The following is a 15,009-nucleotide window of genomic DNA, read 5'->3' as shown; positions in this document are numbered from 1 at the left end:
GTCCGGCGCNCNGNGCGCCGGACACCGTGTTCGCTCACCTCGTCCGCGCNTTCGCGCTCCCTACGGTGTCCGCTCCACTCGNCCACGAGGCGCCCCCACGCAGCCACTGCCCCGCATCGACTCGCANTAACTCAANCTCATCACATCGCTGGCACGAGTTTCTTGCTTGGCGTTTTTCTGCAGCCACATTGGTAAAGAGAAAGATCTTGCAGGGCTGNGATGAGCGGGTGCCCTGCACACCCGCTCATCGCGTTCGGGATCTGCATGCGCAGGCTGTGGCACCGTTGCGGGACAAAAGATCTCTCGAGCTGCATTGACGTGAGGCGACGGGGTAACACATTGGCCTCATGCCACGGGATAGCATTGGCTGGCGAAATGCCACGGCATCGCATTTGTTATCGCGCGATCGCGGCCTCTATAGCCATTCTCGTCATGTCGAGACGCAGCGGGATGCCCAGACATGGATGTAGATGGTGCTTGAAGCGACACCCTGACCGAGACGCTCGCATGCAATAGACGCACCATCAAAGCAGTGCGCCACGCATCATCGTCGCAAGCCTCGATCGCACCCAAGCAGATCTTCCAACCAGGCACCACGCCACCCCGTCGCATGCCCGGACCGATCGCTTGAGGGGGGCGCGCTGGGCGTCCCCCGAAAGCAGCACCGTAAGATCTTTCTCTCTTCCCAGGCGCTGCAAAAAAACGCCAAGCACAAAAGTCGTGCCAGCGATGCAGAGAATTCTAGTTGCTGCCAGTCGAGCCGAGGCAATCGGCCCGGCCGGGCGCCTCAAAGTCGAGTGGAGCGGACGTCGAAGGGNGCGCGNCGGACNGACTTTGTGAAGCCCGGCCGGGCCGATTGCCTCGGCTCGACGACCAAAAGAACTCCCTCCTTCGCACAACACCCCTTTACTCCGCCAACGCCCTCATCTCCGCATACAAATCCGCCTTCCCCTCAAACCCAATCCCCGGCAATTCCGGCAAGGTCACGATACTGTCCTTGACCTGCACCCCATCCGGAAACCCTCCATAGGGTTGGAACAAATCCGGATAAGACTCATTGCCCCCCAACCCAAGCCCCGCCGCAATAGCAAGCGACATTTGATGACCACCATGGGGAATGCAACGCGAAGCCGACCAGCCGTTTTCTTTCAGCATATCCAAGGTGCGCAGATACTCCACCAACCCGTAGCTCAACGCGCAATCGAATTGCAGCCAATCACGATCCGGGCGCATGCCGCCGTAACGAATGAGGTTGCGCGCATCCTGCATGGAGAACAGGTTTTCGCCTGTAGCCATCGGCCCTGCATAATGATTCGCCAGTTCCGCCTGCAAGGCATAGTCCAGCGGATCGCCAGCCTCTTCGTACCAGAACAGATCGTATTGAGACAGCGCCTTGGCATATTCCACTGCCGTCTTTAAATCAAAACGGCCATTGGCATCCACTGCGAGACGCTGACCCGGCCCGAGCAGTTTCAACACTGCTTCGATCCGCTCGCAATCCTCGGCCAACGAGGCCCCGCCGATCTTCTTTTTCACCACGGAATAACCGCGATCCAGATAGCTTTGCATTTCGCGGCGCAGTCCATCCAGGCCCTGCCCTGGCCAGTAATAGCCACCGGCGGCGTAAACGAAGACGTCGCGATTCGGCGTGCCATTGCCATAGCGCTCGGCCAGCAGTTGATAGAGGGGTTTGCCTTCGATTTTGGCGACGGCATCCCAGACTGCCATATCGATGGTGCCCACCGCCACCGAACGCTCGCCGTGACCACCGGGTTTCTCGTTGGTCATCATCATGGCCCAGATTTTGTGGGCGTCCAGATTGTCACGTTCATCGTCGAGCAGGCTGGCTGGGTCGGCTTGTAATACGCGTGGTGCGAAACGCTCGCGGATCAGGCCGCCCTGGCCATAGCGTCCGTTGGAATTGAATCCATAACCGACCACCGGTTTGCCGTCCCGGATGACGTCGGTCACGACCGCAACCAGACTGAGCGTCATCTTCGAAAAATCGATGTAGGCGTTGCGGATATTGGATTTAATCGGACGAGTCGATTCACGGATGTCGACGATTTTCATGGGCTGGTCTCCGGTCATTGCTGAGATCTGGTTCGCGCCGATATCTCGGCGATCGATGCAGCGTATTATCGAGGTCGTGCGGCGAGCTTGCCCAATGCTGTTTTTTTCTGCTTTCATGCTTTGCCGGCATAGCTTTTGATTACTTGCTGCATACTCGGAACAACGACCCATGAATCTGTCCTGGCTCGAAGATTTTCTCGCATTGGCTGCCAGCGGCAATTTTTCACGCGCAGCCGAAGACCGCCACATGACGCAGCCGGCATTCAGCCGACGGATCCGTGCGCTCGAGCAATGGCTGGGCGTAGAGCTGTTTGACCGCAGCACGCATCCCGTCACACTGACCGAAACAGGAGCCTGGTTCCGCACCACCGCACAGGAAATCCTGGGGCGCGTCGCGCGCGTACCTGACGAGGCTCGCGCCGTGGCCTCGGCGGGCTCGGCCACCTTGCGTTTCGCCGCCACGCATGCGCTTTCGCTGACGTTCTTGCCACAATGGCTGCGAGGCCTGGAATCGCGCACATCGATCGGGCCCATTCAATTGGTGTCCGACATGCTGCAGCAATGCGAGGCGTGGATGCAGCAGGGCCGGGTGCAGTTTCTGATATGCCACACGCATGCGCAGGCACCCAGCCGCCTGGATACCCCTGATTATCGATCGCTGAAAATCGGTACTGATACGTTGATCCCGGTGTGTGCGCCCGATCGTGCCGGCCGTCCGCGCCATGCCTTGTCCACCCACGCGCGCAAGGCCATTCCCATGTTGGCCTACAACACCGAATCCGGCCTCGGCCGCCTGATCCGCGCCCTGCTGGGGCCAGCGCTGCAACGCGCCCGCGTAGAACCCGTTTTCACGGCCCATCTGGCTGCCGTGCTGAAAAACATGGCGCTAGACGGCCGAGGGGTGACATGGCTGCCGCGAAGTCTGATCGCGGCTGATCTGCAAGAGGGCCGTCTGGTCGAGGCGGGTGATGCAGACTGGCAAGTCATTGCCGATATCTGCCTGTTCCGCCCCAACAGCACACTCACCCCTGTGGCCGAAGCGTTCTGGCTCGCTGCGCAAACTGCACATCGCCCGTGAGGCTGCATCGCCGTTCAACTGGCGTTCAGGGAACTATTCAACAATATCCACTCTAATTTTCCATGAGTGGCGGTATCGGGCTAATCCGACACCGCACGCTAGCAACAGGACTCATCGCTAAAAAAAGAACTCACGGCAAGGCAGGCGTTCCTCATGGATCTGGATTGGCATCAGCAGTTGGGCAGCAGTCTGCTCTGGCTGACATACAGCTTTCTCATCGCAGGCAGTGTCTCGGCTATTTCGATTTTCATCTTGGCACGCACCACGACCTGGGGTCGGCAATTCTGGCGCCTGACGTGGCCATATCTCGATCCGAGGCGCAGTTATAAACCACTGCTCAGCCTGGCATTGCAGCTGTTTCTAGCATTAGCTGCCGTACGCATGACAGTGTTGTTTTCGTACTGGTACCAAGGGTTTTACAACGCCCTCCAGGCACTGAATGCCAAAGCATTCTGGCTCATGCTGGGCATATTCGGCGTGCTGGCCACCGTACACGTCGCACGGGCGTTGATTGACTACTACGTCGGTCAAGCCTTTGAGATTCACTGGCGCGTCTGGCTCAATGAACGCCTGACACAAGACTGGCTGGCAGGCAGCGCCTATTATCGCGGCCAATTCCTCGATCAGCCCGTCGACAACCCTGACCAACGCATTGAATTGGATATCGCGGCATTCATCAGCGGATCGCGCAGTCTGGCGTTTGGTGCGATCAGCGCCATCGTGTCGCTGGTGGCGTTCACCCAGATTCTCTGGAATCTATCCGGGCCCTGGTCCGTGGGCAGCATCGAGATTCCCCGCGCCATGGTCATGCTGGTCTACCTGTATGTCATCGTGGCTACGCTGCTGGCATTCAAGATCGGGCATCCCTTGATCCGTTTGAATTTTCTGGCCGAGCGCCTCACGGCGAATTTTCGCTATGCCCTCGTGCGGCTGCGCGAGAACGCAGAGAACATTGCTTTTTATCAGGGCGCCGCCGTTGAACAGCAAACCCTGGGCGCGCGCTTTGCCGCCTATATCAGCAATCAATGGGCGCTGATCCGCCGCACCTTGAAATTCAGTGGGTTGAACCTCGCCGTCAGCCAGATCGCCGTGGTGTTTCCGTTCATTTTGCAAGCGCCTCGATTTTTCAGTGGCGCCATCAAGCTCGGCGATGTCATGCAAACCTCGCAAGCCTTCGGCCAGGTTCAGGATTCGCTATCGTTCTTTCGCACCTCGTACGATACCTTCGCACAGTACCGCGCCACGCTCAGCCGGCTGGATGGATTTCAAGAAGCCAATCAACACGCCCGCGCACTGCCGCATGTGCAAACGCAGCCGCTCGCCGATGCGCTGCACATCGAGAACATGAGCGTCTATCGCCCCGACGATCGCGATCACCCTTTGCTGCGCGACCTGCATCTGCGGCTATCACCGGGCGAAGCCTTGTTGATCAAAGGCCCATCCGGCAGCGGCAAGACCACGTTATTGCGCGCGCTCGCCGGCCTGTGGCCCCATGCGGAGGGCCAGGTACAACGCCCCACACAGGCCCAGGCGCTGTTCCTCTCGCAACGCCCCTATCTACCGCTAGGCGACTTGCGTACGGCCTTGGCCTACCCGGCCACCGCCACTGCAGCCGACGATACACGCCTCATCGCAGCATTGCGATACACGCACCTCGCACATCTGGTCACAGCGCTGGAGCAGACCAACGATTGGTCGCGCGTGCTCTCACTCGGCGAGCAACAACGATTGGCCTTTGCGCGAGTCTTGTTCAATCGGCCCGCGATCGTTTTTCTGGACGAGGCCACCTCTGCCACCGATGAGGGGCTGGAACATACGCTCTACACGCTGCTGCGCTCTGAGCTGCCCGGCAGCATGCTCGTGAGCGTCGGACATCGCAGCACGCTGGATGTATTTCACAGCCAGGTCCTGCGATTGGATGGCCTTGGAGGCTGGCGATTACTTGTCGCAGATCGCGCCGGAACTCACGTCGCCAGCGGCACTCCTGGCACCGACGCCGACCGCGTCCCGGGCAACGGCGTTGTAGTCTGCGGATAATAGGTGTGTACCAAGGACAGCTTCACCTGATCGCTGCTGTTTTGCCGCGCTGCGTGCAAGGTGCGGCAATGAAAAAACACGACGTCGCCGGGCTGCAATTCCGGACAGACGGCACGATCGATCCAGTTTTGATTTTCCGGCATATCCGCACGGAAGAATTTCTGCTCGTCGAACTGGGATGATGAAAACGAGGCTGCATGCGACTCAGGTAGAAAGAACAGCCCACCGTTGTCGGCCGTCTCCTGCCCCAACGCCAGCCACGTCGACACCAGGTCGTCGTCCGAAAACGACCAATAACGGATGTCCTGATGCCAGCCCGTCAGGCTGCCATAGGCTGGATGCTTGGTCATCACGCAATTGTGATGCACCCTGGACAGCACAGGCGTGTTGGCGAAATAGGTGTGCAACCACCCTGCGACTGCAGGCGACGTGGCCCAGGCTTGAAACAAGGGTCCCCGGTCATACGCATTGAGCAGTCGGCGCGCCGTCGCGCCGCCCTGTGCCTGGCGCGAGGCAGGCGCACCGGGATACTGCACATCGGCCTCGTATTCCAACGGCCCGATCGCCTCGGCCAATTGGCGCTGCGCCTCGGCCCGTATGGCTTTTACCGTATCCGGTGACGCCATCTGGCGAGCCACGACAAATCCTTGATTGCGCAAAGTGGCGACTTGCTCCGCCACGGATGATGCAGACATTTTTTCCTCTACAGAAACGCCGGGCCGTCCCAAGTTTCTTGCCTCTGGTCAGAGGCGGGCTGGGCGCAGCCCGGTCTTGGGGGCGCCCAGTGATATCGACGTGAATGCGTCGATATAAATGTCATCATATCGCTTTACGCGCGCTCGTCGCGCTGAAGCTCTGGATCAATGTGGTCATTATTCAACTGACCGCCCTCGCGCTCGTGCAGGACATTACGCACCCATTCGCGCCAGACAGCGACCAGCAGTGCCATCAGCACCGGGCCCACAAAGAGGCCCACGATGCCCATGGTTTTCACGCCGCCGATCAGCCCAAAGAACGTCGGCAGAAACGGCAACTTGACCGGCCCGCCCACGAGCCGCGGACGCAGCGTCTTGTCGACGATGAACAGCTCGACCGTGCCCCAGACAAACAAGGCTATGCCTGCCACCAGATGCCCCGAGCCCACCAGATACAAGGACACCAGGGTAAATGACAACGGCGCGCCACCGGGGATCAAGGCCATAAAGCCCGTCACAACGCCCAACAACACGGGAGAGGGCACGCCAGCAACCCAATACGCCACCCCCAACACGACGCCTTCGCCCACAGCGATCAGGCTCATACCCGTCACGGTAGAACCCACGGTCGCCGGCACGACCCGGGAAAACCGCAGCCAACGCGAGGGCAAGATACGCTCGCCCAGGATATCCAACTGACCGATCATGCGATCGCCGTCCTTGTAAACAAAGAACAGGGTAATCAACATGAACACCACGTTCAGCAGCAACTGAAACGCGTTGCCGGTGGCAGACAGCACCATGCGATAGATATTGCCCAGATGCTCGCCGCTGACCATTTCGACGAGGGCTCCTAACGCATGGGGCTCGCCCAGATAGGTCCGCCAATAATCGGACAGCCGATCGCCAAACACAGGCAACGACGAAATCCAGGCGGGCACCGACACCCCGTGGCGATTCGCCGCCAGTGCCCAGGCGATGAAATTGCTGGCCTCCTGCACGGCATAGGACAGTGCCAGCGTCAGCGGCACGATCAGCACCAGGATCACGCCTATCAGCGCCAGCGAGGCCGCCAGCATGGTGCGACCGCCGCAGGCGTCTACGATGCGCTGAAACAATGGCCATGTCGCCAAGCCGATGATCAGCGCCGCCAGGGCGGGCACTAAAAATCCACTCAGAAAATAGACGCCGGCCAACAACACCAGCAAAAGTAGCCAGCGGGCAATCAAATACGCGGGGAGAACAGGCTGCTGCATGGAGTGGGCCAATGAGGCGTAAAGGCAACGGCCCAAATATACAGTACGCACACGCAGGCACGCCGGGCACCTCTAGCGCCGCCGCCATCCGGCGGGCAAGCACGTGTCCCGGTCATGTCTTTTGCCGCGTCCCTCACTGGCTGTCCCGGGCGCCGCCGGCGGTTACATCACATATTCGGCTTCGACCATTTCGCCACGCCGAGGCGCGCGCATCGCCGCCTCGGGCAGCTCGGCACAATGGACGTCGTGACAGCTCTCGGTCCCGTCGCCGCCTCGCAGCAACGGACAGCGTGAGAACAGCTCTGCTACCCAGTCCGAGAACACCCGCACCTTGGGCGAGAGTTGACGGCTCTGAGGGTACAGGAGGGAAATCGGCAAGACCTGGGGTTTCCACTGAGGTAACACCTCGAGCAACTCGCCGGCCTGCACATGAGGCAACGCAATAAAACGTGCCGTCTGAATCAGACCAAAACCTTGCCTGGCCAAGGTCATATGTGCGTTCCAATCGTTCACAGACACAGAGGTCGGCATATTGATTTCGCGCACTTCGCCATCGACCACGAAATCCCAGGCGTAGTCGCGGCCCGAGCGGCTGGCAAAATAATTCACCGCCTTGTGGTTGGCCAGGTCCTCGAGGGAATGAGGCACACCGTGGCGTTCCAGATAAGACGGCGCCGCGCAAGTCAGGAACTGAAACGAACCGATCCGGCGCGCCACCAGCGTAGAGTCCTCTAATTCGCCCCCCCGGATGACGCAATCGACGGCCTCCTGGACCAGATCGACCCGGCGGTCGCTCATCCCCAGGACCAACTCAATATCCGGATAACGCGTGTGGAACTCGCTCAACGACGGCAGCAGAATCAACTGACCGACGCTGGCAGGCACATCAATACGCAACCTGCCCTGCGGCCGCACGGCCGCCTCATGAAAGCACGCCTCCGTTTCCTCGACGTCGGCGAGGATACGCTTGCTGTGCTCATAATAAGCCGCCCCATCGGGGGTCAGGCTGATACGGCGTGTAGTGCGATTCAACAATCGAACGCCCAGATGGCGCTCCAGATTCTGAATCGTGGTGGTTACCGTAGTGCGGGGCAATCCCAGCGTGTCGGCGGCCCGAGTGAAACTATTGACCTCGACAACACGTGCGAAGACCTGCATGGCTTGAAAACGATCCATGGTCCTGTCCAGGTAGTTTGAGTAGTAGCAGTGTGCAAAGCATACCGCGATTTTCTCGCCTATTGTTCGTTTTTTACAAACAGTGTTGACGAATCAGCTGTATTTATCCTGAAACGGAAAACATTCAGAATACATCTCATCTAAGTTGGCCGATAGCCTCTGACCCATTCGTAGCCGGGTCTGTGTCCAGCGGAATGCCTGCTCCCGCCGCTTTCGTCCATCTCCCCCATTAAGTTTAAGGAAACACCATGTCTGTTTCGCGTCCACGCATTGCCTTATTGGCGGTTTTCGTGGCCTTGTTGGCCGCGGGGGGTGGTTATTCCCTGTGGAATGGCAAGTCCGGCACGGGCGCCGCCCTAGCCCAAAGCGCACCACCCGCCCCGTCGGTAGATGTGGCTCCGGCACTGGGTAAAACCATCATCGACTGGCAAGACTACTCCGGCCGGCTGGAAGCCATCGACCGCGTCGACATCCGGCCGCTCGTGTCCGGCACACTGATGGCAGTGCATTTTAAAGATGGCAGCCTGGTCAAAAAAGGCGATCCGCTCTTTACGATCGACCCGCGTCCCTATGCCGCCGAAGTAAACCGTGCCGCCGCTCAGCTCGCAGCAGCCCGGGCGCGAGTCGCCTTCACCGCATCCGAATTCGCACGCGGCAAACGTCTGCTGGCAGAAAACGCCATCGCCAAGCGGGATTTCGAGTCCAAACGCAACGACGCCAACGAAGCAAGCGCCAACCTGCAGGCTGCCGAAGCCGCCCTGGATGCCGCGAAACTGAACCTGGGCTATACCGAGATCGTCGCCCCTGTAGCGGGCCGGGTTTCCCGTGCGGAAATCACCGAAGGCAACGTCGTGGCAGCGGGCGCCAGCTCGGTGCCCCTGACGACCCTGGTGTCGGTCTCGCAGATGTACGCGTCCTTTGACGTCGACGAACAAGCCTATCTGAAATACGTGAGCCCGGCCCGCGTGAGCGGCGCCCCGGTCCCGGTCCAGTTAGGCTTGGCCAACGAGGATGGCCACTCTCGCGAAGGGATTGTGCAATCCATCGACAACCGGATCGACACCACCTCGGGCACGATACGCGTCAGGGCCGTGTTCAACAATACGGATGGCTTGCTCGTTCCGGGCATGTACGCCCGCATCCGCCTGGGTGGCACCGAGCCTCACCAGGCCGTGCTGATCGAGGAGCGCGCCATCGGTACCGATCAGGACAAGCGGTTTGTCCTCGTCGTGGACGATCAAGGCCGTACTGCATACCGGCAAGTCTCGCTAGGCGCGAGCCAAGGCAAACTGCGCGTGGTCACCAGTGGCTTGCAGCCTGGCGAACGCATCGTGGTCAATGGCCTGCAACGCGTACGCCCCGGCGAGACCGTCGCCCCGAATCTCGTGTCGATGGATACGCCGCCGTCCAGCCCGCCGATCGCTGCCACCGGCTCGACGCCTGCATCGGCCGCTGAGCCGGCAACCGTGCCGGCCGCGACATCCGAGGCGGCTACGACACCGGCCCACGACACACCTGCGAAGCCCAAGAGCACTGCCAGCCTGAACTGAAAAGTATTGCGCCCGCACCAGGAAATCCGTACCTGAACACATAAAAAACGCTTTAGTCCACTCTCGCTGCCAGCACACGATGTTGTGTGCTGGCTAGACCCCGTGTTGCCTGAAGCTGCCAAGTCCCTTGCAGGAAGAGCAAGATGAACATCTCTAAATTCTTTATCGACCGGCCCATCTTCGCGGGTGTTCTATCGGTGATCGTGCTGTTGGCAGGCCTGTTGGCCATGTTCCAGCTCCCCATCTCGGAATACCCCGAAGTCGTCCCGCCCTCGGTCGTGGTACGTGCCCAATATCCTGGCGCCAATCCTGCCGTGATTGCCAACACCGTGGCCTCGCCGCTGGAGGAATCCATCAACGGCGTCGAAGACATGCTCTACATGCAGTCGCAAGCCAATAGCGACGGCAACCTGGCAGTGACGGTGTACTTCAAGCTGGGTGTGGATCCGGATAAAGCACAGCAGCTGGTGCAAAACCGTGTCTCACAGGCGCTGCCGCGCCTGCCGCCCGACGTACAACGGCTGGGCGTGACCACCACCAAGAGTTCGCCGACGCTGACGCTGGTGGTGCATATGATTTCGCCGGACAATCGTTACGACAACACCTATCTGCGCAACTACGCTGTTCTGAATGTCAAAGACCGGCTGGCGCGGATCAGCGGTGTGGGCGAAGTCCAGATCTGGGGCTCGGGCAGCTACTCCATGCGTGTCTGGTTGGACCCGCAGAAAGTCGCGCAACGCGACCTGACCGCCACCGACGTGGTCAACGCCATTCGCGAACAAAACGTACAGGTTGCCGCCGGTGTGATCGGCCAGTCACCTACCGTGGGCGACGTACCGATGCAGTTCTCGGTCAATGCACAGGGACGCCTGCAGAACGAAGCCGAGTTCGGCAACATCATCCTGAAATCCTCACCGGACGGCGCCATCACGCGGCTGTCCGATGTCGCGCGCATCGAACTGGGCGCACAGGAATACGGGCTGCGTTCGCTGCTGGATAACCAGTCCGCGATCGGGATGGGCATTATGCAATCGCCCGGCGCCAATGCGCTGGACGTCTCGGCACAAGTCCGCGAGGCCATGAAAGAACTGTCGGCCGATTTCCCACCGTCCGTGGAATATCGCATCGAGTACGACCCGACGCAGTTCGTGCGTGCCAGTATTAAGGCGGTGATCTCGACACTGCTCGAAGCCATCGCACTGGTGGTGGTCGTGGTGATCGTTTTCCTGCAGACCTGGCGTGCATCGTTGATTCCGCTGTTGGCGGTACCTGTCTCCATCGTAGGGACCTTTTCACTGCTGCTGCTGTTTGGCTATTCCATCAATGCGCTGTCATTGTTCGGCATGGTGCTGGCCATCGGTATCGTGGTGGACGATGCCATCGTGGTCGTGGAAAACGTCGAGCGCAATATCGCCGCCGGCCTCACGCCGCGCGAGGCCACCTATCGCGCCATGCGCGAGGTGAGCGGCCCCATCATTGCTATCGCATTGACATTGTGCGCGGTGTTTGTGCCTTTGGCATTCATGACGGGGCTGACGGGCCAGTTCTACAAGCAGTTCGCCATGACCATCGCCATCTCGACGGTGATATCGGCCTTTAACTCGCTGACGTTGTCACCCGCACTCTCGGCCATTCTGCTCAAGGGACATCACGACAAGCCCGATTGGCTCACGCGCGTCATGAACCGCATATTCGGACGGTTCTTCAACGCGTTCAACCGCTTCTTCTCGCGTTCGTCAGATGCCTATGCTGTTGGCGTCAGTGGCGTGATCCGCCGCAAGGCCGGCTCCATGGGTGTCTACGCGCTGTTGCTCGCGGCAACCGTAGGGATTTCCCAGTTGGTGCCGGGAGGATTCGTACCTGCGCAAGACAAGCAATACTTGATCGGGTTTACCCAATTGCCCAATGGCGCTTCGCTGGATCGTACCGAAGACGTGATCCGCCGCATGACCGACATCGCCTTGAAAGAACCCGGTGTGGCCAGCGCCATCGCCTTTCCTGGTCTGTCGATCAACGGCTTCACCAACAGCTCCAGCGCAGGCATTGTCTTTGTGACGCTCAAGCCCTTTGAGGAGCGCCATAGCGCCGAATTGTCCGGCGATGCCATCACGAACAATCTCAATGCGAAATTCGCCGCCATCAAGGACGCCTATATCGCCGTATTCCCGCCTCCGCCCGTGATGGGCTTGGGCACCATGGGCGGCTTTAAATTGCAGATCGAAGACCGCGCCGCACTGGGTTATGCCGAATTGGACAAAGCCACTCAGGCATTCCTGGAAAAAGCGCGTCAAACGCCCGAACTCGGCCCGACGTTCTCCAACTATCAGATCAACGTCCCGCAGCTGGACGTAGACCTCGATCGCGTCAAGGCCAAGCAACTGGGCGTGCCCGTCACCGATGTGTTCGATACGTTGCAGATCTATCTGGGGTCCATGTACGTCAACGACTTCAATCGCTTTGGCCGCGTGTTCCAAGTTCGCGCTCAAGCGGATGCGCAATTCCGCGCCCATCCCCAAGACATCCTGCAGTTGAAGACGCGCAGCGATACGGGACAGATGGTGCCGCTATCCGCGCTGGTCAACGTGAATCAGACTTTTGGACCGGAAATGGTCGTGCGATACAACGGCTACACCGCCGCCGACATCAACGGCGGGCCCGCGCCGGGATACTCGTCCGACCAGGCTCAGGATGCAGCTGAGCGCATCGCGGCCGAGACTTTGCCACGCGGCATCAAGTTTGAATGGACCGACCTGACCTATCAGCAGATCCTGGCGGGTAACGCGGGCATCTGGGTGTTCCCGATCAGCGTATTGCTGGTGTTCCTGGTGCTCGCCGCGCTGTACGAAAGCCTGACCTTGCCTCTGGCAGTCATCCTGATCGTACCGATGAGCATTCTGGCCGCGCTGACAGGCGTCTGGCTGACCGGTGGCGACAACAACATCTTCACGCAAATCGGGTTGATGGTGCTGGTCGGCCTATCCGCAAAGAACGCCATCTTGATTGTGGAGTTTGCACGCGAACTGGAGATGCAAGGCAGCACACCGCTGCAAGCGGCAATCGAAGCCAGCCGCCTGCGTCTGCGGCCCATCCTGATGACATCCATTGCCTTCATCATGGGTGTGGTGCCGCTGGTGTTGTCGTCGGGTGCAGGTTCGGAAATGCGGCATGCAATGGGTGTCGCGGTGTTCTTCGGCATGCTGGGCGTGACCTTGTTCGGTCTGTTCCTGACCCCCGTTTTTTACGTCCTGCTGCGGTCGATGAGCTCGGGCAAACTGCATTCGGCCTCGCATCATGAAGCCCCTGTGACAACGCAGCCCGCCACCGATCACGCGAGTCATTGAGCATGACGGCATGCATGGATATCCGCTATTAAGAGTACACATTCATGACACACTTATTGACATCGGCTTTCCCCACAGAAAGCCCTACGACACAGTCGCGGGTTGCAGCCTCCCTTGCACAGCACGGTGATGATCCTCGCTTCCAAATGACAGGTGCTTTGCTGACCAGGGCCTCCAAAGCTAGGGCTCACGCAACGCGCCGGACGACACGCGGCTTTCTGCCTAAAGTCTCCGGCCTGCTCGCCATGCTGTTGGTGCTGGCCGGATGCGCGGTAGGACCTGAATATCAACGTCCGGACGTCGCCACGCCCGCCGCCTACAAAGAAGCAGAGGCGCAGCAACCGTTGCCCGCGCACGAAGCGGGTACCTGGCAAGCCGCTCAACCCGCCGAGCAAACGCTGCGTGGCGAATGGTGGAAACTGTTCGGTGACGACACGCTCAACGCGCTGGAACAGGAAGCCCAGAAATCCAACCAGGACCTGCAGGCCGCTGCCGCGCGCTTGAAACAGGCGCGCGCCCTGCTGGGCGACGCCCGCTCGGAATTATTCCCCAGCGTGGACGTAGGCTTTGGCCCTACACGCCAACGCCCCTCGCCCGCATCGCAGGGACTATCCGACAGCGCGTCCACTGACGCCTCGACCACGTGGCGTGCCCAGGCCAACGTCGCCTACGAGGCCGACCTGTTCGGCCGTGTCGCCTCCACCGTAGACGCCGCCACCGCTGACGCGCAGCAAAGCGAAGCCCTCTATCGTTCCGTACTGCTCGCCCTGCAAGCCGACGTCGCACAAGCCTATTTTCAAGTGCGTGAACTGGACGCGGGGCTGCGCCTGTATCGCCAGACCGTCACCTTGCGCGAAGAAACGCTGCAACTCATCCAACGCCGCTACGACGCCGGCGACATCAGCGAACTGGATCTGGCTCGTGCACGATCCGAGCTGGAATCCGCGCGCGCAGAAACACTGGGATTCGAACGCCGCCGCACCACTGCAGAGCACGCCTTGGCCGTTCTGTTAGGCAAAGCCCCTTCGGAATTCAGCCTGCCCGAACTGCCGCTCACACGCATCGCGGTCGCCATCCCCGCCGGCCTGCCCTCGACCCTGTTGGAACGCCGCCCCGACATCGCCGCCGCAGAGCGTGCCATGGCCGCCGCCAATTCCCGCATCGGCGCAGCTCAGGCAGCATTCTTTCCGAGGTTGAATATCACCGGCGGTGCAGGTTTTGAATCCGCAGAACTCGGCAACCTGTTCGAATGGTCCACGCGCACCTTCCTGCTGGGCCCGCTGGTTGGCGCTGCGTTATCGCTGCCCATCTTTGACGGCGGCCGCCGTCAAGCCGGCCTGGACCGCGCACGCGCCGTCTACGAAGAAGACGTCGCAAACTATCGCCAGACCGTACTGACCGCATTCCGCGAAGTCGAGGACAACCTGGCCAACCTGCGCATCATGTCCGGCCAGATATCCGCGCAGGACGCTGCCCTGCAGGCTTCCGAACGCGCTGCCCGCATCTCGCACACGCAATACAACGAAGGCTCGATCAGCTATCTCGACGTCATCGAAGCCGATCGCACCGTCTTGGCTCAGCAACGCGTATCAGTGCAACTGGATGGCGAACGTGCACGATCAGCAGTCAATCTGGTACGCGCCCTGGGCGGCGGCTGGGACACCCCATTACCCCCCGAGCTGGCAGCCCGATGACCTGCCGGCCCCGCCCCCTTTAACGATGCAGCGAACGTGATTCATCGCGAGTCGAGGAGGGGCAGTGGCCGTGTGCGGGCGCCTCGTGATCGAGCGAGGGAAACCGAAG

General features: G+C 60.3%; 9 protein-coding genes. 5 read left to right on the top strand and 4 right to left on the bottom strand.

What is annotated here, in order from left to right:
- Positions 1 to 906: 906 nt before the first annotated feature.
- Positions 907 to 2,073: a mandelate racemase/muconate lactonizing enzyme family protein gene (locus ACNA0I_RS26265; RefSeq protein WP_415808968.1), complete on the bottom strand. Its 1,167-nt coding sequence runs from the start codon at positions 2,071 to 2,073 to the stop codon at positions 907 to 909.
- Positions 2,074 to 2,242: 169 nt separating this feature from the next.
- Here ACNA0I_RS26265 and ACNA0I_RS26260 point away from each other — a divergent pair, with 169 nt between their 5' ends.
- Together ACNA0I_RS26260 and ACNA0I_RS26255 are read left to right on the top strand one after the other, a co-directional pair.
- Positions 2,243 to 3,151 (top strand): LysR substrate-binding domain-containing protein, encoded by a 909-nt coding sequence (locus ACNA0I_RS26260; protein WP_415808967.1) that lies wholly within the window; start codon positions 2,243 to 2,245, stop codon positions 3,149 to 3,151.
- Between the two features lie 153 nt (positions 3,152 to 3,304).
- Complete coding sequence (locus tag ACNA0I_RS26255; protein ID WP_415808966.1) at positions 3,305 to 5,188, top strand: ABC transporter ATP-binding protein/permease; 1,884 nt, start codon at positions 3,305 to 3,307, stop codon at positions 5,186 to 5,188.
- On the opposite strand, the gene ACNA0I_RS26250 is transcribed toward ACNA0I_RS26255, so the two are convergent.
- The 3 genes from ACNA0I_RS26250 to ACNA0I_RS26240 form a co-directional block, all read right to left on the bottom strand.
- A complete protein-coding gene (locus ACNA0I_RS26250; protein WP_415808965.1) occupies positions 5,116 to 5,883 on the bottom strand; it encodes a phytanoyl-CoA dioxygenase family protein in 768 nt (255 codons plus the stop codon). The two genes, ACNA0I_RS26255 and ACNA0I_RS26250, sit on opposite strands and share 73 nt — an antisense overlap.
- A 134-nt stretch (positions 5,884 to 6,017) precedes the next feature.
- Positions 6,018 to 7,139: an AI-2E family transporter gene (locus tag ACNA0I_RS26245; protein WP_415808963.1), complete on the bottom strand. Its 1,122-nt coding sequence runs from the start codon at positions 7,137 to 7,139 to the stop codon at positions 6,018 to 6,020.
- Positions 7,140 to 7,301: 162 nt separating this feature from the next.
- Positions 7,302 to 8,315, bottom strand: a complete 1,014-nt coding sequence (locus ACNA0I_RS26240; RefSeq protein WP_415808962.1) for a LysR family transcriptional regulator — start codon at positions 8,313 to 8,315, stop codon at positions 7,302 to 7,304.
- A gap of 248 nt (positions 8,316 to 8,563) precedes the next feature.
- On the opposite strand from ACNA0I_RS26240, the gene ACNA0I_RS26235 reads away from it, so the two are divergent.
- From ACNA0I_RS26235 to ACNA0I_RS26225, 3 genes are all read left to right on the top strand, one after another.
- Positions 8,564 to 9,865, top strand: a complete 1,302-nt coding sequence (locus tag ACNA0I_RS26235; protein WP_415808961.1) for an efflux RND transporter periplasmic adaptor subunit — start codon at positions 8,564 to 8,566, stop codon at positions 9,863 to 9,865.
- Positions 9,866 to 10,008: 143 nt separating this feature from the next.
- Positions 10,009 to 13,206, top strand: coding sequence for an efflux RND transporter permease subunit (locus ACNA0I_RS26230; protein ID WP_415808960.1), 3,198 nt, complete (start codon positions 10,009 to 10,011; stop codon positions 13,204 to 13,206).
- Between the two features lie 245 nt (positions 13,207 to 13,451).
- Positions 13,452 to 14,900: an efflux transporter outer membrane subunit gene (locus ACNA0I_RS26225; protein WP_415808969.1), complete on the top strand. Its 1,449-nt coding sequence runs from the start codon at positions 13,452 to 13,454 to the stop codon at positions 14,898 to 14,900.
- Positions 14,901 to 15,009: the final 109 nt, after the last annotated feature.

Origin of the sequence: Bordetella muralis (assembly GCF_965139205.1) — a bacterium.
Classification (GTDB): Bacteria; Pseudomonadota; Gammaproteobacteria; order Burkholderiales; family Burkholderiaceae_B; genus Bordetella_A; species Bordetella_A muralis.
Note: the sequence above shows the minus strand (reverse complement) of the source record. Positions and strands in the feature narration are given on the sequence as shown.